General features: G+C 59.5%; 17 protein-coding genes and 1 pseudogene. 8 read left to right on the top strand and 10 right to left on the bottom strand.

Going from position 1 to position 17,466, the window contains the following annotated elements:
• Positions 1-61 precede the first annotated feature (61 nt).
• Entirely contained in the window at positions 62-727 is a 666-nt protein-coding gene (locus ACO076_RS00530) for a hypothetical protein (protein ID WP_421724788.1), read from the bottom strand.
• Between the two features lie 131 nt (positions 728-858).
• On the opposite strand from ACO076_RS00530, the gene ACO076_RS00525 reads away from it, so the two are divergent.
• From ACO076_RS00525 to ACO076_RS00500, 6 genes and pseudogenes are all read left to right on the top strand, one after another.
• Entirely contained in the window at positions 859-1,719 is an 861-nt protein-coding gene (locus tag ACO076_RS00525; protein ID WP_421724787.1) for a tetratricopeptide repeat protein, read from the top strand.
• Between the two features lie 203 nt (positions 1,720-1,922).
• Positions 1,923-2,705, top strand: a pseudogene (locus ACO076_RS00520) (type I restriction-modification system subunit M); the annotation flags it as partial.
• Positions 2,681-3,508: an N-6 DNA methylase gene (locus ACO076_RS00515; protein WP_421726639.1), complete on the top strand. Its 828-nt coding sequence runs from the start codon at positions 2,681-2,683 to the stop codon at positions 3,506-3,508. The pseudogene ACO076_RS00520 and the gene ACO076_RS00515, both read left to right, overlap by 25 nt.
• Positions 3,505-4,845, top strand: a complete 1,341-nt coding sequence (locus ACO076_RS00510; protein WP_421724786.1) for a restriction endonuclease subunit S — start codon at positions 3,505-3,507, stop codon at positions 4,843-4,845. Before ACO076_RS00515 ends, ACO076_RS00510 begins: the two co-directional genes overlap by 4 nt.
• Positions 4,845-5,594 (top strand): abortive infection family protein, encoded by a 750-nt coding sequence (locus tag ACO076_RS00505; protein ID WP_421724785.1) that lies wholly within the window; start codon positions 4,845-4,847, stop codon positions 5,592-5,594. Before ACO076_RS00510 ends, ACO076_RS00505 begins: the two co-directional genes overlap by 1 nt.
• A complete protein-coding gene (locus tag ACO076_RS00500) occupies positions 5,594-8,815 on the top strand; it encodes a type I restriction endonuclease subunit R (RefSeq protein ID WP_421724784.1) in 3,222 nt (1,073 codons plus the stop codon). Before ACO076_RS00505 ends, ACO076_RS00500 begins: the two co-directional genes overlap by 1 nt.
• Positions 8,816-9,590: 775 nt before the next feature.
• On the opposite strand, the gene ACO076_RS00495 is transcribed toward ACO076_RS00500, so the two are convergent.
• The 5 genes from ACO076_RS00495 to ACO076_RS00475 all read right to left on the bottom strand — a co-directional run bounded on the left by ACO076_RS00495 (position 9,591) and on the right by ACO076_RS00475 (position 13,547).
• A complete protein-coding gene (locus tag ACO076_RS00495) occupies positions 9,591-9,929 on the bottom strand; it encodes a helix-turn-helix domain-containing protein (protein WP_421724783.1) in 339 nt (112 codons plus the stop codon).
• Positions 9,926-10,444, bottom strand: a complete 519-nt coding sequence (locus ACO076_RS00490) for a DUF6362 family protein (protein ID WP_421724782.1) — start codon at positions 10,442-10,444, stop codon at positions 9,926-9,928. Before ACO076_RS00490 ends, ACO076_RS00495 begins: the two co-directional genes overlap by 4 nt.
• 635 nt (positions 10,445-11,079) lie before the next feature.
• Entirely contained in the window at positions 11,080-12,810 is a 1,731-nt protein-coding gene (locus ACO076_RS00485) for a hypothetical protein (protein ID WP_421724781.1), read from the bottom strand.
• A 63-nt stretch (positions 12,811-12,873) separates the two neighbouring features.
• Positions 12,874-13,167, bottom strand: coding sequence for a helix-turn-helix domain-containing protein (locus ACO076_RS00480; protein ID WP_421724780.1), 294 nt, complete (start codon positions 13,165-13,167; stop codon positions 12,874-12,876).
• Positions 13,168-13,247: 80 nt separating this feature from the next.
• Positions 13,248-13,547 carry a PQQ-dependent sugar dehydrogenase gene (locus ACO076_RS00475; protein ID WP_421724779.1) on the bottom strand — a complete coding sequence of 100 codons (300 nt, stop codon included), beginning with the start codon at positions 13,545-13,547 and terminating at the stop codon, positions 13,248-13,250.
• Between ACO076_RS00475 and ACO076_RS00470 the strand changes: the two genes are divergently transcribed.
• A complete protein-coding gene (locus ACO076_RS00470) occupies positions 13,546-14,400 on the top strand; it encodes a DNA adenine methylase (RefSeq protein WP_421724778.1) in 855 nt (284 codons plus the stop codon). The two genes, ACO076_RS00475 and ACO076_RS00470, sit on opposite strands and share 2 nt — an antisense overlap.
• Here the strand turns inward: ACO076_RS00470 and ACO076_RS00465 are convergent.
• From ACO076_RS00465 to ACO076_RS00450, 4 genes are all read right to left on the bottom strand, one after another.
• Complete coding sequence (locus ACO076_RS00465; RefSeq protein WP_421724777.1) at positions 14,397-14,861, bottom strand: permease prefix domain 2-containing transporter; 465 nt, start codon at positions 14,859-14,861, stop codon at positions 14,397-14,399. The two genes, ACO076_RS00470 and ACO076_RS00465, sit on opposite strands and share 4 nt — an antisense overlap.
• On the bottom strand, positions 14,858-15,181 hold the full coding sequence (locus ACO076_RS00460) for a PadR family transcriptional regulator (RefSeq protein WP_421724776.1): 324 nt from the start codon (positions 15,179-15,181) through the stop codon (positions 14,858-14,860). Before ACO076_RS00460 ends, ACO076_RS00465 begins: the two co-directional genes overlap by 4 nt.
• A 96-nt stretch (positions 15,182-15,277) precedes the next feature.
• Positions 15,278-15,751: a permease prefix domain 2-containing transporter gene (locus tag ACO076_RS00455; RefSeq protein ID WP_421724775.1), complete on the bottom strand. Its 474-nt coding sequence runs from the start codon at positions 15,749-15,751 to the stop codon at positions 15,278-15,280.
• 147 nt (positions 15,752-15,898) lie between these two features.
• Complete coding sequence (locus ACO076_RS00450; RefSeq protein WP_421724774.1) at positions 15,899-16,135, bottom strand: hypothetical protein; 237 nt, start codon at positions 16,133-16,135, stop codon at positions 15,899-15,901.
• 426 nt (positions 16,136-16,561) lie between these two features.
• Here ACO076_RS00450 and ACO076_RS00445 point away from each other — a divergent pair, with 426 nt between their 5' ends.
• A complete protein-coding gene (locus ACO076_RS00445; protein WP_421724773.1) occupies positions 16,562-17,143 on the top strand; it encodes a hypothetical protein in 582 nt (193 codons plus the stop codon).
• The last annotated feature ends 323 nt before the right edge of the window (positions 17,144-17,466 follow it).

Here is a 17,466-nt window from a genome sequence, read left to right as displayed (position 1 = left end):
TGGCATTTGAGTAGCTAATAAATATTCTCTCGCTAATTTTCCACTTCCTATTTCTGGCCAGTCACTTTTCATTGTACGCCCACCCACTCTCCACCTGCAGCGCTCGCAAATCATACGCAATACCAGCAACTGCTTTGCCATTCCTGTATCTGTATATTAAGAAATTAGGAGCGTCTTCTACAGCGTGCAAATAATTAGAAATAGAGGCGACCCTCGAAAACGTTTGTTGTTCACAGTCAAACGGCGTTACATTATCGAGTGCAAGGTTGAGAGCATGGAGAGAGAGACCTGGGCTCCTTTCGAGGTGGTCATTTATATCGTTAATAATCAATGTCATGATATGATAGCATTCACGCTGTCTCATCAATTTAAGCGCGTCCAAGTCGTGATCAGTGAGTCTATTATCAACAAAATTTATTATTGAAGAAATAGAAATTTCCTGTGAATTGCTTTCGGTCGCAAATAGGGAAAATCCCACAGCAAACAACGATGATGCGACGAATTTAGCGAAGTAAACTTTTTTCCGCAACATTAGTGTTCGGCCACTACGTCCGCTTGGCGAGGCAATTGGCAAGAAGCGGGCCAGACAACGGTCCCGTTTTGGTACTGCGGGATCGTCGGTCGCGGCCGGGACGTCTGCGACGCCGCGCCAGCCGAGTATTGACGCCATTGAAGGATCGTAGTTCGGGCAACCTATCCCCAGCCGCGCGCCGCGGCTGGCCCCCAACTTGTCAGATCGCCCGTAGGTAAAACAGCCCAGGATTGTAGTCGGTGTCAAGGCCGGTGGTCAGAATGTCGCAAGTGGACGTCGGACGGGCAGCCCCGTAGGCTTTGCACTCTTCGATCGAGGAAGCGAAAATGCGAACGGGAAAAGCCGTTCTCGCGGTCATGGTTGCCCTCAGCGGTGTCGCGAGCTTCGCTTCGACCCCGGCCAGCGCCGGCGAGATCGCGCCACTCGTCCGGACAGGTGGGCCTCAATGCGGGGACTCAGACTTCGCTGGCGAAAATGTCGGCGCAGCCGTTGACGCTCTGGTCGACAATGCGCGCAAAGAGCTGTCGCTGGCACGGTCGGGCGTCGAAGACGAGCATTTTCAGAATGCCGTCTCGAACCTGGAGTGCGCCATTCGCCTTGACCCCGACAACAGTTCGCTCCGGTTCGAGCTCGGCCAGGCGTACCGGCAAGCCGAACAGTTCACCACCGCTTTGGTTCAATACGATCGCGCCATTGAAATCGACGATCAGGTCGTCGACTACTGGGTGGCACGGGGTCTCATGCTCGCGGGCCTCGAGCGCCGCGACGAGGCGATGTCGTCCTTTGACAGGGCAGTCGAGATCGATCCGTCCGACGCATCCGGCTATGCCGCCCGGGGCATGCAGCTCACAATCGACGGTGCCTTCGGCGACGCGCTTATCGAACTCAACAAAGCCAACTACTTCCGACCGAACACACCGTTGATCTTGTATTTCAGGGCGACATCGCGCTTTGCGACCTTTGATTTCGAAGGTGCGATCAGTGATTACACTGAAGTGATAGAAATGGGCCCTGCCGCTGACGTGCAGTACTACAAGTCGTCGCTCAGTGGCCGTGGGAATATTCTATGGGGCCTCGATAGGCATGAATTAGCGCTGAAGGATTATCGCCGCTATCTGGAGTTCGTTCCTGACGACAAACGGGTCAAAGCGCGCGTGGAGGAACTCGAGCGAAAGCTGGGAGACTGAGGCATGGCGGCGTTTTGGACACGCTGCGGCCCGGTCGTTGCCCGCCGAGGGTATCAATTCGATGGTCCCGCGGCTTGATCCAGCGCGGCAACGAAGAGTTTGTGTCAGGCTGCAGTGGACCCTTGAGTCTACTCCCCAGCAGCCGTTGTCGAGTAGACACGATCCCTGATATTCACTGAAAGATTGTGGGGAGAGCATGTCTGATGCGCGGGACCGGGTCTGCAAAATCAAGTGTCGAGAAACGCAACGGCAACGGCGCGAACCTCGGCTTCGAGGCAAAGCTCTGGGCCGCGGCGGACAAGCTGCGCGGCAACATGGAGCCGTCTGACTATAAGCACGTCGTCCTCGGCCTGATCTTCCTCAAATACATCTCCGACGCTTTCGAGGCGAAGCGGGCCGGGCTGCTCGAGGAGGAGTTGGCCGACCCGGAGGATCCGGAGGAATATCTCGCCGAAAATGTCTTCTGGGTGCCGAAGGAGGCCCGCTGGCCGCACATACAGGCCAAGGCCAAGCAGACCACGATCGGCAAAGATATCGACGACGCCATGCTGGCAATCGAGGCCAGCAACGCTTCGCTCAAGGGCGTGCTGCCAAAGGACTACGCCCGCCCGGCGCTCAACAAGGTGATGCTCGGCGAACTGATCGATCTGGTGAGTGGGATCGGCATGGCGGAGGAAGCAGACCGCTCCCGGGATATCCTTGGGCGCGTCTACGAGTATTTCCTCGGCGGCTTTGCCGGTGCCGAGGGCAAGCGCGGCGGCGAGTTCTACACGCCGCGCTCCGTCGTCCGGCTGCTGGTGGAGATGCTGGAGCCCTACAGTGATCTGAAGAAGGGAGGCCGAGTCTACGACCCCTGCTGCGGCTCCGGCGGCATGTTCGTCCAGTCCGAGAAGTTCGTCGAGGAGCACGGCGGGCGCATCGGCGACATCGCCATCTATGGGCAGGAGAGCAACTACACCACCTGGCGGCTCGCCAAGATGAACCTGGCGGTGCGTGGCATCGACGCCGACATCCGCTGGAACAACGAGGGCAGCTTCCACAAGGAGAGCTGCCCGATCTCAAGGCCGACTTCGTCCTCGCCAATCCGCCCTTCAACATCTCCGACTGGGGCGGCGATCGGCTGCGCGAGGACGCGCGCTGGACGTTCGGCGTGCCGCCGGTGGGGAACGCCAACTACGGCTGGCTCCAGCACGTTCACCATCATCTCGCCCCGAATGGTACGGCGGGCGTGGTGCTCGCCAACGGTTCCATGTCGTCGAGCCAGTCCGGCGAAGGCGACATCCGCCGCGCCATGGTCGAAGGCGACGTGGTGGACTGCATGATCGCCCTGCCGGGGCAGCTCTTTTATTCGACCCAGATTCCCGCCTGCTTGTGGTTCCTGGCGCGGAACAAGAACCCTGGCAACGGGTGGAGAGATCGACGCGGCGAAGTCCTGTTCATCGACGCCCGGAAGCTCGGGCACATGGTCGACCGCACCCGCAAGGAGTTCGCCGAAGAGGAGATCGACCTGATCGCCGAGACGTACCACGCCTGGCGCGGCGAGCCGGACGCGGACGCCTACGAGGACGTGCCGGGCTTCTGCAAGGCTGCGACGCTGGCGGAGATCAGAGGGCACAACCACATCCTGACGCCGGGCCGCTATGTCGGCGCGGCGGCAGCTGAGGCCGACGACGTGCCGTTCGAGGAACGGTTCGCGAAGCTGAAGGAGACGCTAGCGGAGCAGTTCGCGGAAGCTGTAGAGCTGAGCGCCCTTATCCAGACGAAACTGGAAGAGGCTAGCCATCTATGACCACGCTTGAAGAACAGCTCGGCGGCGCACAAAACGTGATAGGCGGCCCTTTTGGATCAAAGCTCACCCAAAAGGACTATGTAAACAAGGGCGTTCCGGTAATTCGGGGATCAAACATGGTATCTGCCGGGCGTTGGCTCGGCGGTGATTTCGCCTTTGTAAGTGAAGAAAAACTAGAAGCCGACCTACGCAGCAATCTTGCTCAACCGGGCGACATTATCGTCACGCAGCGAGGTACGCTTGGTCAAGTAGCAATTGTTCCAGAGCATGGCGGCTTTAATAAGTACGTGATTTCGCAAAGCCAAATGGCAGTCCGCGTCCCTCATCAGAAAGCGGACCGTGATTTCGTCTTCTACTTCCTGCAATCTCCGCAGTTCTCCGACTATGTTGAGACATCGACGATTCAGACGGGTGTTCCTCATATCAATCTCGGAATCCTAAGGAACGCGCCCGCCACTTGGCCCAAAAGAGAGCAGCAGAACCAAATCGCATCGGTTCTGGCTGTTCTTGACGACAAGATCGAGCTGAACGGGCGGATGAACGAGACGCTGGAGGCGATGGCCCGGGCGATCTTCAAGGACTGGTTTGTCGATTTCGGCCCTACCCGCGCCAAGGTCGAAGGCCGTGCGCCCTACCTTGCTCACCATCTATGGGACCTATTCCCCGATGCCCTCGACGACGAGGGCAAGCCCGTTGGATGGCGGACAACGAGCATCGCTGAGATTGCGGCGCGGATAGCTATGGGACCGTTCGGGTCTCGCATCAAGAAGGACAATTTCGTCGATGCCGGAACACCCGTAATCCGCGGGAAGAATCTCTCGAATGGTTTTGTCGATGATGATTTTGTTTTTTTGAATGAGGCGAAGAAGACTGAACTCTCAAGGTCTATCGCAAGACCTGGAGACATTGTGTTCACCCATCGGGGAACGCTAGGTCAGGTCGGAAGGATTCCGCTGGGAGCCAGATACGCCGAGTATGTTGTCTCGCAGAGCCAGCTACTACTGTCTGTAGACACAAACCAAGTAGGTAAGTTGTATGTCTACCGCTTCTTTAAAAGTGAATTAGGGCAGTCGGCTTGGCTAGCAAGCTCTTCAGGAGCTGGCGTACCAGCAATCGCGAGGCCGAGTACGACTCTGAGGGAAATCCAGCTCACGGTTCCGGACCAAGTTCTGGGCTCCCGCTTTGAAGCGCTCACAACCTCTATCGAGGCTCGCCAACTGGCGTTGACAAGAGAGACCCGCACCCTAACCCAGACCCGCGACCTCCTCCTCCCCAAGCTCATGTCCGGCGACGTCCACTTGGCGGTAGCCGAGAAAGCTGTGGAGGCCCGCGCCTGATGACTGAGGCCTGGTATCCCGGCATCAAACGCTTCTGCGCACACTGGCAGCATGCACCCATGCTCCAGCATACTTTCGTGACGATGGAGCAAGAGTTTGCTGAGGGGCAGGACGCGTGCATCGACGCCGCAAAGGCGATCGTGGAATGTGCCTGCCGAACGCTCATCGACGAGCTCGACGATCCTGCTGCACCTCTGAAGCCAACTGAAGCCGATCCGCCACTGGCCAAGCTCCTCGGAACCGCAACGCGCCTTCTAGATCTTGGCGAAGTGCGCGACCGGGCATTCGCAAACCTGATCAGAGAACACAACAAGCTATCGGAGGCTTTGCGCGTCCTCAGGAACGAAGCAGGGACGCTGTCTCACGGCAAGGACGCCTTCATCGAGAAGCTCTCCGCTCATCATCGGCGTGCCGCACTGCTCGCCGCAGACGCGATCGTCACATTTCTTCATGAGGCTTATCTGGAGCGCGAACCAGACCCGGCTCGAACACTGGAACCCTATGATCGATTTGCGAGAACCAACGATCTGGTCGACAAGCACACGAGCCTGAGCGCTGCCGTCGACGATGACGGCGTGCTGCAAGTGATCGTAGCTTTGCCTACCGGCGATGGAGTCGAAGTCTCCGTCCTGGCGTCGGAGCTGCTCTTCGGCGTCGATCGCCAAGCGTACAAGCAAGCGGCCAATGCGTCCCGGGATGCCGAAGCGGTTCTTGCGAATGCTGGTGCCGACCACAGCGAGCTGGCGTGATGGCCTTTCTGTCAGAAGCGGAATTGGAGGAGCATGCGCTCCAGCTCTTTAGAGAGCTAGGCTACGCAACAAGCAGCGACGCAGTGATTGGACCTGATGGTTCAGCACCGGAGCGTGAAAGCTACGGTGATACACTCCTGAACAAGCGGTTGATTACTGCAATCGAACGGTTGAACCCGGAAATCCCACTGGAGGCGCGGGACGACGCGATCAGGTCCGTGGTCGGATCACAGTTCCAGACGCTTATCGAAGAGAATCGTCGTCTTCATCATCTGATGGTCACTGGCATTGAGGTTGAGTATTACGAACCCGAGGGGACGATCCGAGGTGATACGATCCGCCTAGTCGATTTTGCAAAGCCAGGCCTGAATGACTGGCTGATTGTCTCGCAGGTCACAGTTATCGAGGGTGGCAACCAACGTAGACCCGACCTCGTCGTTTACCTGAATGGGCTTCCCGTGGCTGTGATCGAGTTGAAGAACCCCGGCGACGAGAACGCCACCCTGGAAGGAGCCTTCAACCAACTCCAAACCTATAAGGACCAGATCCCGTCATTGTTCCGCACCAATGGTATTCTGGTCACCTCTGATGGGATCATGGCGCGCGTTGGGTCGCTGACCGCTGATCTCGAACGGTTCATGCCCTGGCGCACCGTGGACGGCTCTGTTGTTGCGCCGAAGGGCACGCCGGAGCTCGGGACCATCATCGAAGGCGTGTTCGAGAAGACACGGTTCCTGAGCCTGGTCCGGGATTTCACCGTCTTTGGGGATACGGGCTCGGGCCTCGTCAAGATCGTGGCCGGGTATCACCAGTTCCACGCGGTCCAGCGCGCCGTGCGCTCGACACTGCGCGCAATGCCGGCTGTCGCTGCCGTCGATCATAACGCCCCGGGGATGAGCGAAGACCCGACCGATTATGGCCTCCCCAGTACAGACGAACAGCCGGCCGGCGACAGAAGAGTCGGTGTCATCTGGCATACCCAGGGCTCCGGCAAGAGCCTGCTCATGGCGTTTTACGCCGGACAGATCATCGCCCATCCGGCCATGGAGAACCCAACCGTCGTGGTCATCACCGACCGCAACGACCTCGATGATCAGCTCTTCGGCACCTTCTCCATGTGCCGTGATCTGCTCCGCCAGACCCCGCAGCAGGCTGACAGCCGAGAGGACTTGCGGAAGGCTCTCACACGTTCTTCTGGCGGTGTCGTTTTCACGACTATCCAGAAGTTCTCGCCCGAGCGCGGCGAGACCGACCATCCGCTGCTCACCGATCGGCGGAACGTCGTCGTCATCGCCGACGAGGCGCACCGCAGCCAGTACGGCTTTCGGGCGCGGGTGAACCGAAAGACGGGCGAGATAGCGCACGGTTTCGCCAAACACCTCCGCGACGCCCTGCCGAACGCCTCCTTTATCGGCTTCACCGGTACGCCGATCGAGATGGAAAACGTGAACACGCCGGCCGTGTTCGGCGAGTACATCGACGTTTATGACATCAACCGAGGCGTTGAGGACGGCGCGACGGTTCCGATCTACTATGAGAGCCGCCTTGCTCGCATCGAGCTCGACGAAGACGAGAGGCCGACACTCGACGATGAGGTTGCCGACCTCACCGAGGACGAAGCTCAGGGCGATCAGGAAAAGCTCAAGCGCAGATGGGCGAACGTCGAGGCCGTCGTCGGAGCCGAGAAGCGCCTCGCCATGGTTGCTAAAGACCTTGTAGAGCACTTCGAGAACCGCGTCGTCGGCATGGACGGCAAGGCTATGGTCGTCTGCATGAGCCGCCGGATTTGTGTCGCGCTCTACGACGAGATCATCAGACTACGCCCTGAATGGCATAGCGAAGATGATGAGGGCGGCGTCCTCAAGATCGTAATGACCGGTGCGGCGTCGGACCCGAGCAAGTGGCAGCAGCATATCGGCGGCAAGGCGCGCCGGGAGCTGCTCGCTAAGCGGGCCAAAGACCCAGAGGACCCGCTCAAGCTGGTGATCGTCTGCGACATGTGGCTGACCGGCTTCGACGCGCCGAGCATGCACACGATATACATCGACAAGCCGATGCGCGGACATGGGCTCATGCAGGCGATCGCGCGCGTGAACCGCGTATTCCGCGACAAGCCCGCCGGGCTGATCGTGGATTACATCGGTATCGCTCAGAACCTGAAATCGGCCCTCAGCCAGTACTCCCAAGATGACCAGAAGCACGCGGGTATCGATGAGGCCGAGGCTGTTGCTGTGATGCTGGAGAAGTATGAAATCGTGAGCGAGATGTTCCACGGTTTCGACTACCGAGCCGGGCTCAGCGGCACGCCTAAGGAACGGCTCGCAGCCCTTGCGGGCGCGATCGAGTGGGTCCTCGGTATGCAGCAGCGCGAGGCGGCCGAGGAAACGACCGAGGACGGTAAGAAGCGCGCGCATCGGCGCTTCGACGACGCGGTGCTGGCGCTCTCCGGGGCGTTCGCGCTCGCCGCAGCCAGCGACGATGCGCGGCGCATCCGCGACGAGGTTGGATTCTTCCAGACCGCGCGCGCCGCGCTCGCCAAGAGCGCGCCTGGCGAGGGCAAGACCTCGGCCGAGCGCGACTTGGCCGTCCAGCAGATCGTCAGCCGTGCCGTCGTTTCGACGGAGATTGTCGACATTCTTGAAGCCGCTGGGCTGGAGACACCGGACATCTCCATCCTCTCCGACGAGTTCCTGGCCGAGGTTCAGGGGATGGAGAAGAAGAATCTCGCCATGGAGGCCTTGCGCAAGCTGATCAAAGGCGAGATTCGCTCACGGAGCCGGGTCAACGTCGTCCAGACACGCGCCTTCTCCGAGCGGCTGGAGGAGGCGATCGGCCGATACCACAACAATGCCATCACAACGGCGGAAGTCATTCAGGAGCTGATTAACCTCGCCAAGGACGTCCGTGCCGCGCACCAACGCGGGGAGGAGGAAGGGCTCAGCCGGGAGGAGATATCCTTCTACGACGCCTTGGCCCAGAACGAGAGCGCCGTCGAGGCGATGGGCGACACACATCTAAAGGTTATTGCTCAAGAACTGCTGAAAAGCCTTAAAAACACTGCCTCGGTGGACTGGCAACATCGGGGTTCTACGCGGGCGCGCATGCGGATCTTGGTCAAGCGCATCCTCCGCAAGCATGGATATCCGCCCGATCTTCAAGACGCGGCAGTTCAAACCGTGCTGCAACAAGCGGAGGCGCTTGCCGAGCGATGGGCAGCGTGACCAGGGTTTCGCAGGCTTTCATGATTGCGAAGATCGTTGGTGGACCGGACCGCCTTGGTGGGTTTGAAGAACCACCTCGGGCTGCTGGGCTTTCGGATCTGCCTGTGGCAAGGCGAACGTGTAGGGGTTGCCCGGCGTCGCAGCCAGACGAGCCTAAAGCCACTTCTTTCTTTCCGACCGTTACCGTGTTAACACGGTTTGATGTCGCCTCCGAAAGCCGCGCCACAGAAGAAGCGTCGGGGTCCTGCGCCGACCGGCAAAGGGAAGCTCGTTGGTGTCCGCTTTCAGCCCAAATTGCTCGCCTGCCTCGACCAATTCACAGCCGACCAGGACGGAGACATGTCGCGTCCGGAAGCTGTCCGGATGGCGCTAACCGACTACTTAGTCAGTATCGGTCTTTTCGAAAACCGCCGATCCGGTGAGGATCTCGTCCAATCTTCGCGACGCAGCAAGACCGATCATCGCTGATGTGTCGTGGCTATTCGGATCGCGCGCTCGTGTCCCCCAAAAGACGATCAAGCCTTCGACTGCGCAGTCCACCCGCGCACCACTAGGAGCGGTCCGTTTGTTTGGATCGGTATTAGGGTAGCCGTTAGGGTAAGAAGGCCGAAGTTAAGAATTTTGTTATAAAAACAGATAGTTAGAACGCCAACTGGCGGAGAGACAGGGATTCGGCCAGTTTTGAAGGGGTGGCGATAATCGGCAGAAAACCGGGATTTAGCCAAAGGCGACGCGCGGGACGTATGCCGAAATGTAATGCGATATGTAATGCAGTCTAGGATTCACCTCCTAGCAGGAGCTCCAGGTCGTTGAGCCAGGCGTCGAAGGACGGATCGTCGCGCTCGTCCTCGATCGCGCGCACGGCCACACCGACCGTCGAGCGGTCGCAGCCGAAGGCGCGGCCCACTGCGTGAAACGGGAGCTCGAGCGCGACCGCGGCCAAGTACATCGCTGTCCGGCGGGCCTGGCAGGCCTCGTGGGAGGGTCGCCGACCAGCCCCGAGCAGCGCGGCGGCCGGGAGCGCTCGGGCCGCGGCGACGAGCTCCACGACACGGCGCACCGCGGCGCTCGGGTCGATCGCCGGCGTCGGTTCCATAGCAACGGCGGCGGTCATGGTGGCGTCTCGCCGGCGAGCCGCTCGATGTCCCGCCAGTAGCGGTTGACGATTGCGGCGTAGGCGCCGGCCTCCCATCGGCGGATCGTTTCATCGGACCGGCCGAACCGGCTCGCCAGTTTCCACATCGGCGTACCGAAGGCGCGCCGCACGATGATCTCGACGTCGCGGCGGCCGTCGTTCTGGGTTTTCAACCATGCGAGCCACGCCATGACCTGGGGGCAGCGCTCGATGTCGACTCGGCTCGGCTTGAAACGGGCCGCTCGAGCCGTTGCTGCGCGGGCGCCTTCGGCGTCATAGGCGAGGTTGGGATCGGGCGCCGACTCGGGCAGGGCGCAGCGCGGCCCGGCCGTGTAGCGGCGATCGGGGTCGGGCAGAGCGGCGTCGGTCAGCACAGCGGTGCGGACCAAGGCCCTGGCCCGCCCGGCCAGGTCGCGCAGCCGATCGGCGGTCCAATCGGTCGAGGCGCGGTCTTTCGTCGTTCCCAGCGGTACGGCCCTCCGGTCAAGGACCAACCGAAAAATCAGCGATGCGGCAGGAGTTTATCTATCATCGCAGTGCGACGATCGCAAAGCTGGACCGACGAAGGGTTTGCTCTAGTCAAAAGAACGCCTTCCGCCACGCGATTGAATGATAAGCTGAGTTCGACAACAGCAGGAGCAAAACGCTATCTGGCCTGTTGAGAGCCCCTTGATTTGCGGCTGCGCGAAAACCGGCCGATCCAGAGATGATCTCAACGGAGTACGATCGAAATCCCTCGCCCACTCTCCTTGGCGCGTCGTCGCCCGCCCAAGTCATTTCCAGGCTTCCGGTCCTCCCAAAAAAACAGTCTTTCAATGGCCCCCAACGGTCGAGTACGAACGCCGCAACCGCCAGGACCGCCACAACGATAGCCGCCCAGGTCGCCTTCTTTCGGATGTTCGATTGCTCCGGCATGGTAGCGCTACTTGTCTCCTACAACCCGACGTGAGCATAGACGATGTGCTTCCCGGTTCAAGTCAACACCCGGCCCGTCACGTCGCCTACGCTTTGAGCCGCGACCTCAACCGCGACGTGGCGCCGGCCACCAAAACGCGACCGCCGCGATCACCCAGAGCCCGGTGAACACGCCAACGCTGATCCAGACCGAACTCATGCCGTCGACCTCGAATTAGCCATCATCCGACCGCTGCTCGTCGGAATCTGGCGTGGAGCTACTGAACGCCTCGTCGATTATCCCAATGGCCTCATTGCATTCGCCAGCAAGGTGCCTGAAGTGATCGCGGTAGCTCTTGTGCTGAGCCAGCACCGAGGACTTAATGGACTGAGCGGATTGGCCTGAGGCGTGGCCCTTGAGCTTGTTTCGCAGGCCGTGCAGGTCGTGAAGAGGCCTGACGATATGGCTCGCGTGGTCGTCTTCGAAGTCCATCCCGACGAGACATTCTTCGACGAGTTTGAGAGAGCGAAACTGGGCACGCGGCGATCGACCCAGCTCGGTTGCCCTCTTGCGCAGCCATCTCTCGCTGAACCCTTCAACGACCAGCTGATCGAGGATCAGGACCTCCTCCGCCCACTCCTCGGGCGATGTCGTGAACGGGTAGTTGGATTTCTCGATTAGATCATTGGAACGACACGTCCACCATGGCACCCGGCGTCGATCCATGTTTGACAGTGTGTTTTTTAGTTCTTGGAGTGGGTTGCTTTCCCCAAGGAAAAATTCTCCCTCAAAATCTGTCAAACGAGCTCGCTTTGAAATAGGCGATCTTGGCCACTCATTATACTGCTTCCAATGAAGCTGCTCCTCATATGGAAGTTGGCCGAGATAACCTAGATACGTGTGGACTTGGCCAGCATCATTGACGTCGAACGTCCGGAGGTGCCACGCTCCACGGCAACTGACGGACCGCTCGTTCAATTTATATTTTTCCCTATCTGATTTATACTTAAGCAAGACTTCCGGCCTGAAAAAGGCTGGCGACATCTCATACGGCAAGTCTGACTCGACGAAGTAGTTCGCCAAGCTTCCTGGCGAGCAGCAGATCTCTTGAACGCGATCGTGCCGCCAGTCGTGGGCGATGAATGTGGCATACTGCCGGGATGCCGCCGGACCACCCCCGGCCAATAGGCGTGCAGCCGACTCCCGCGTCATGTCGAAGAAACTGATCTGAACGCCCCTCGCGTAGCTTGCTTGTCCTTGCACCAATGCGAAGCGATAGTGGAGATCGCTCTGGAGCCGCCTGATCTCGCTCTGTGCCCCCCATTTCGGCAACGTGCCTGGTCGATGCCTGGAGAAATCAAACATGCGGACCAAACCGGCATCTTGGAGTGTGGCGTAAGCCTCCAGAACTCGGGCTTTGATCACAACCGCGGTGCCCCCCCAACTCTGGCCCTGCGAAGGGGGCAGATGGACCACACGAAGCATGTCCACCAGATCACCGTGACGATTGAGTCGACACCAAGCGTCGCGCTCAGCAATGTAGTGGAGTCCCGCAAGGTGGCTCAGGGCTTGCGAAATCTCGATGTAGTCTCCGCGCTGAGGGACGTCTGGCAAACTGCGCGAGAAGATGATCTGCTCACCCGCCGCAAGCGTTTTGCTACCGTAATCGGACAGAGGCGGTTGGATTTCTACAGTATCCGCCGAGTGAACAATCCCCCAAGACGATGCCGGGTTGCCGCTCCACGCCAGCAAGTCGTCGATATCAGGACTGACGATGGGCCCCCTTGGGGCCAACACACCGTGAATAAAGGCACTAGGGACGACGGCGTAGATCACGATCTCATCGCTCAGAGCGTTCTTCTTGAGAAACGCCATCGCGTCGCTCAAGTTGAGCCAATCATCAAATTCGCTCGAGTCTCCAGGCACAGCTGACAGAGCTGTTAAGTCATCGACCAATTGGCTCATGATACTGGCCACCTTCGATCATGGGCGTGAACTACGCAAGCCTGCCTCCCGGTTCACCGTAGCTCAAGCCAACACAACGCCGACCAGATCCTGATCGACGACCGCGGCGAGAACCTGTGCGGCCAGGACCGACGGCGTCTCGCCGCGAGCCGACGCCTCGGCGGACAACGCGGCTGCCGTGGCGGGATCCAGAGCGAGCACGGATCCGTTGTGTGGCCGGTCGGCGCGCCACAGGCGCCGGTATCGGCGCACCGTTTCACGGGAAACCCCGGCCGCGGCCGCCGTGGCACGATCGCTTAGGCCCGCCTCGAAACGGCGAATCAGGGCATCGACCCGATCTGGCGGAAGGCGATTCACTCCGGTCCTCGCGGTTCGGCTCCTGCGAAGGTGGCCGTCGTGGTTCGCTCAGAATTTCCGACCTGCCAACGTGACGGAACTCAGTCCGCATTCCTTATTCGAACGACCATCCATTCTCGGTTGTTCTCAAGCAACAAGAGAATCTCACCGCCTCGGTCGACTTCGATGTCGCGCACCCTGGCAAGACCACTGATCAGCTCGGCCACACACCCCGCCTTAACCTGCAAGCCTCCATCCGGCCCAAACTTAGGCCTGATCCAGTAAACCGTCTGGTCCATCAGGCTGCCGACGAACAGATCACCTTTCCACTCCGGGAACGCCGCGCCTTCATAGACCACAAGACTCGACACAGCAGGCCGGCCGAATCCCGAGTTTTTCATGCCTAAACACAACCGATCGGATTCTCATGATCCCGAAAACGATGCGTTCACCCTGACCCCGGTACCGCGGGCCAAGCCCGTCGCCGGCTATGTCGGCGGCAAGAAGCAACTCGCGAAGACGATCGTCGCCAGGATCGAGACCATCCCGCACGGGATCTACGGCGAGGTCTTCGCCGGCATGGGCGGCGTGTTCTTCCGCCGGACCGCCGCACCGAAGGTCGAGGCCCTCAACGACATCAGCCGCGACGTGGCCTGTCTGTTCCGGGTGCTGCAGAACCACTACCAGGCCTTCCTCGACATGCTGAAATGGCAGGTCGTGAGCCGGGCGGAGTTCGAGCGGCTGCTCGGTCAGGACCCGGAGCGGCTCACCGATCTGCAGCGCGCCGCACGGTTCCTGTACGTCCAGCGGCTCGCGTTCGGTGGCAAGGTCGCGGGCCGGAACTTCGGGGTCGACACGCAAGGTCCGCCCCGGTTTGACCTGACCAAGCTGGTGCCGCTCCTCGAGGCGGCGCACGACCGGCTGCAGGGGGTGTGGATCGAATGCCTGGACTGGCGGGCATTCCTCGATCGCTGGGACCGGCCCGAGGCGCTGTTCTATCTCGATCCGCCCTATCACGGATCGGAGCACTACTACGGACGCGGCCTCTTCGACCGCGACGCATTTGCCGAGGTCGCCGACCGGCTCGCCGTGCTCAAGGGCCGATTCATCCTCACCGTCAACGACGTGCCGGAGACGCGCGCCGTGTTCGACCGGTTCACGATCGAATCCGGCACGGTCACCTATACGCTGCCCGGCCACGGCCGTGCACCGAAGCGCTCACCGGAGCTGATCGTAACGGGTGGTGGCCGTTAGCCGAGCACGCGACGGATGGTCTGGATCAGCAGGGTGACGAAACCGAGTCGTTTTGCTGCACTCCAGATCAGCGGCCAAACCGACTTCACTGTGCTTATCCAATACAGGCGACGAGCACGTGTCTCGCCGAACTGGGCAACATTGTCGTGAAATCGCTCGCTTGCGTCGCCGACGACCGCATTCACCTGCTCGTTTGGCGCCACCAGCGCCAAGACTGTCTCGGGGAACGCTGGTACCAGCGCTTTCGGCCTGACAGCGCGCTGCTCGCGGCGCCGCTCCACCCATTCGCTCAACTCCTCAGCCGTACGCATCATCTCAGTCAGCCGCCGTTCGCTCTCGGAAATTGCATCGCGCAGGATGTCTAGCTCCAATTGTCGTGCAGCCCGCCTACTCGCGAAGAGGCGGCTTCGACCGCGTGCCAGAACTGAGTAGTCGATCTTGAGGCGCTCTGGATCCTTCATGTTGCCGGCAACTCCGCTAGGCCAGTGTCCCTGCGCAGATTGTCCAGTTCCGACAATGCTTGTCGCAGCGTGGTCTGCCCCTGGCCGGTCACCGTGAAGTAGAGCTTAGCTCGGCCACCGCGCTCTCGCGTGATCTCGCCTTGCCGGCTTGTGAGATACCCCTTTCCCTCGAGGCGTTCGAGCGCGGCGTAGATCGACCCGAACGATGGCGATTTCCCCGTCTTGTCGGCAATCAGGTCTTGGATCGACACACCGTAAGCGTTGGGGTGCAGCCGAAGTGCAGCCAGCATGATCTGCTGTTCCAACGTGCTGAAGCTCATGTGGTCGTTTCTCCTCATTTATTTCTTCTATCTTATAGAAAAAATATGACCCGTCGTCAATCATCATCGGGCGTTGGGCCCCCGCCGCAGCCGGTCTCAGCTGAAGAGTCGGCGGTAGGCGTCGGCGAGAACCGCGAGCAATCCGATCCGCTTCGCCGCAGCCCACATCAGCGGGCCCAATGACTTCAAGACTGCCACTCGGTAGAGCATTCGCGCACGCCGAGCGCCAACCCGGAGTACATTCGATTTGAATCGTTCCTCGGCGTCTCCGATCAGCGCTTCCGTCATTCCCGTGGGAGTGGCGAGGGCCAAAAGCGCTTCCGCCAGCGTCGGCGGCCGGGCTGCGTTCTCTACGCCAGCCCAATGGACCGAAGGTTCGTCTCGCCCGTCGTGCCGACCACGAAGTAGGCGATGCATGGCGACCGCCGCGAACCACACGCACGAGCCTCCAAATGCACCCGCGATACCGATCATCGTTGCGGCGGCGTGTTGTGTCAGGTTGGCAGCCACCAGCGCCCAGCCGGCGGCCAGATATGAAACGGCTATCAAGACCCAAAACAAGACCCTCATGGGGTGCCCCGTTGTTTCGTGCGTACGGAACCGCCGAATCGACGACCCTTGACCCATTCTTCAAACATTCGGAAGAAATAGTCAACCGAGGGACCGGAGCCGACGAGCGACCTGCGGGAGGACCGACCTGAGATCGCGCGCTGCGCCTCAAGACTCCTCGTCGTCCTTGGCCAGGGCACCGGTCAGGATCGCGCCGGCGCCGACCGCCGGCGGGCCACGCTCGAAACGCCAATTGGAGCGGCGCAGGTGGTCGACGATCGCCTCGGCGATCCGCTTGCGTTGCTCCTCGCTCAGGTCACGCCGTACGTCGCGGCGGATCCGCTTCAGGCCCTTGTTCAGGCCGAGAAACACGTTGAAGGCGAGGGGATCGTCGGTGAGCGGCATGGCCGCGGAGTCAAGAACGAATCCGGAACGTTGGTCAAGCAACGCTAGGATGACAATCCTAGAAAGGCGAGGCGTCGGTTGTGAACGTGAAAAGCGTCGGTGACGCCGGACAGCGTGTCGCATGCAATTCATGAGTGCACGCGCTTGACAATCGCCGTGCGTCGCGTAGTTTGCGCGCAATGGGCGATGTAGTTGGCTCCTGCGACCGATAGAGAAACTATCGGCGCCGGGCAAAGATAGGGGTCATTACATTGTCCGATCTACACCCTTCCTGACAATTACAGCGCTACTTGAGTGCCGAGCCGCTAGTACGGTCGGCGGGCGAAGTCCGTCGTGTCGACCGCGTGGCACAGCGCTAGAGCGTCGTTGTGTCATGATCACGAACTAGTTAGTAGCAATTCAAGTCCAGGAGCCACGTGAAGAATAATGACATCATTGGCCACTAGAGTCCTTGCATCGCTATCAGTCGCTTTACTATTCGCGACCGCTGCACAAGCTGAATTACGCGCAACTTATCTCGCCGCAAATTCTTTTTCACCGATCGCACCAGCGGGAGCAAAAATCACATACGATACAGACCAAGATGAACCAACGCCGTTCAGCTTGGTTCTTGCAATAGATGCTATCGCCTACGGCGTTGACGATCTATATCGCGATCGGGTCTTTGGCGTTCTTGCAGGTCAACCGGGTGACGTTATTCAAGTTCGCCAACAATCGGTTTCGTTATGTTCCGGTGAGACAGAAAATTTGACGTGCCGTGATATTACAAACGTCTGCAATATAGTAACTGACGATACTGTTCCTTATTCGGAGACAGCGCCCTCAATAACAATACCTCGCGGTGCAAACTACATAATATCGCGATTTCAATATGAAGAGCCGGTACAGATAAAGCTCGACTTTATTCGGTCGGAGAAATTGTATCAAATAGTGTCTGTCGATGATGAAGCCGCTGTCGTAAGGAGTAGTGCAAGCAATCTTGTCGATTTATGCGGAAGTTTGAACTAGATGCGAAGCGTGAGTCGCGCGCAAGTATAAACGAGAATGTAGAACAGGAGTGTGATGAAGTGGGAGGCAATGTTGTCGAGCAAACGGGGACAAAAATCATACGAAAGTCGATTGAATTTGGCATCGAGAAGGGTACGGGACTAACTACCGGATACAATCCAATAATGGATGCAACGCCGGCGGGCCTGCCAGAGGCATATATAGAACAGATAAACGAAGATCAGTTCGACAACGACAATTATTGGGCCGCTATTCAGGTATATGACATGTGGCCTGGGGGGTGGCATGCGCGTTACCCTCATCTCGGTGATGTAACAGGTACC

Origin of the sequence: Bauldia sp. (genome assembly GCF_965232525.1) — a bacterium.
Classification (GTDB): domain Bacteria; phylum Pseudomonadota; class Alphaproteobacteria; order Rhizobiales; family Kaistiaceae; genus Bauldia.
The sequence above is the reverse complement of the archived record's forward strand: the minus strand, read 5'-3'. Positions and strand labels throughout refer to the sequence as shown.